1 protein-coding gene is annotated in these 1,517 nt (G+C 37.2%); it reads left to right on the top strand.

Annotated elements, in window-relative coordinates; all coding sequences use genetic code 11:
• Nucleotides 1-99 precede the first annotated feature (99 nt).
• Complete coding sequence (locus KHB02_RS29605) at nucleotides 100-1,269, top strand: IS256 family transposase (protein ID WP_213141128.1); 1,170 nt, start codon at nucleotides 100-102, stop codon at nucleotides 1,267-1,269.
• The last annotated feature ends 248 nt before the right edge of the window (nucleotides 1,270-1,517 follow it).

Genomic DNA, 1,517 nt, shown 5'->3' with positions numbered 1-1,517 from the left:
GGATAAAGTCCATATAATTGTGTAAAAAGAAAAGGAGTCAAAATAATTCCTCTTGTCTACAATGTTTACAGCGACGAAAACAATGAGGAGGAACTTATTTTGACTCAACTTCAGTTTAACCTAAATATTGAAGATTTAAAAGATGCTGTAATGAATTCTGATTTAGGCTCCGTTATTAAAGCATCCGTAGTTCTAGTGTTAAATTCAGTCATGGAAAAAGAACGGGATGATTATTTACAAGCTGGGGCTTACGTACGTACACCAGACCGTCAGGACTCCCGAAATGGCTATTATGATCGTGGTCTACTATTGAGCATTGGTAAAGTAACCTTGAAGGTACCTCGTACACGTAATGGCGAATTTTCACCATCCGTATTTGAAAGATATTCCCGGTGTGACCAAGCTTTTGTCCTTTCTATGCTTGAAATGGTTGTAAATGGTGTTTCTACTCGGAAGGTAAAAAATATTGTTCAACAATTATGTGGGGAGAGCGTTTCAAAATCTTTTGTTTCTTCCCTGACAGAAAAACTAGATCCAATCGTTAACACATGGGCAAACAGACCTCTAAATACAACATACTATCCTTACATTTTTGCGGATGCCATGTATATCAAAGTAAGGGAACATAACCGTGTAGTGTCTAAGGCAGTTTATATTGCCACTGCCATTAATGAATATAATGGACGGGAAATTCTCGGGTTAAAAGTAGATCACGCTGAAAGCTATGAGGCCTGGCAAAGGTTTTTCCAGTATTTACAATCACGTGGTCTCCAATCACCTAAATTGATCATATCAGACGCACATAAGGGCTTAAAAAAGGCCATTGCCGAAGAATTTGTAGGGACTACTTGGCAACGCTGCACGGTACATTTTAAACGCAATATTTTTAATCAATTACCTAAAAAAGACATGGATGACGTGAAAATAGGCTTAAAGAGAATATTTGAGGCTGTAAAAGTTGAAGATGCTAGGAAATTCAAAGAAGAGTTTTTAAAGGCTTTTGGAGAAAATCCAAAATTAGATAAGGCAATAGAAACGTTGGAAGATGGCTTCGAAGATGCCATTCAATACCTGAACCAACCTTCTAAATACCATCAATTTATACGTACTACAAATTCTTTGGAACGATTAAATCAAGAAGTTAGAAGAAGAGAAAAGGTTATACGAATTTTCCCTAATACACAATCAGCGTTCAGATTAGTAGGAGCAGTTTTAATGGACATTGCAGAAGAACAAGCAAATAAAAAAATACCGGTAGGTAAAGAGTAGGTTCAATACCACAAATAACTGTATTAAAAATAATTTTAGGGTATGGAGGACGGCCCAATTTCGAATTGACATTGAGCCTCTGCGGGCATGATATAAAGCCAGGAAGCCAGGTGTTTAACAACCCCTGGCTTGCCCTCCAGGCTATCATGCCCGCCCCTCAATGTAAATTCGAAATAGTATAGTCCACTTTACATTATTAGTATGTCGATTCATTGTAGATAATTTTACACAATATATCGGACTTGACT

It is taken from the genome of Neobacillus citreus, from assembly GCF_018343545.2.
GTDB lineage: Bacteria > Bacillota > Bacilli > Bacillales > Cytobacillaceae > Neobacillus > Neobacillus citreus.
Note: the sequence above shows the minus strand (reverse complement) of the source record. Positions and strands in the feature narration are given on the sequence as shown.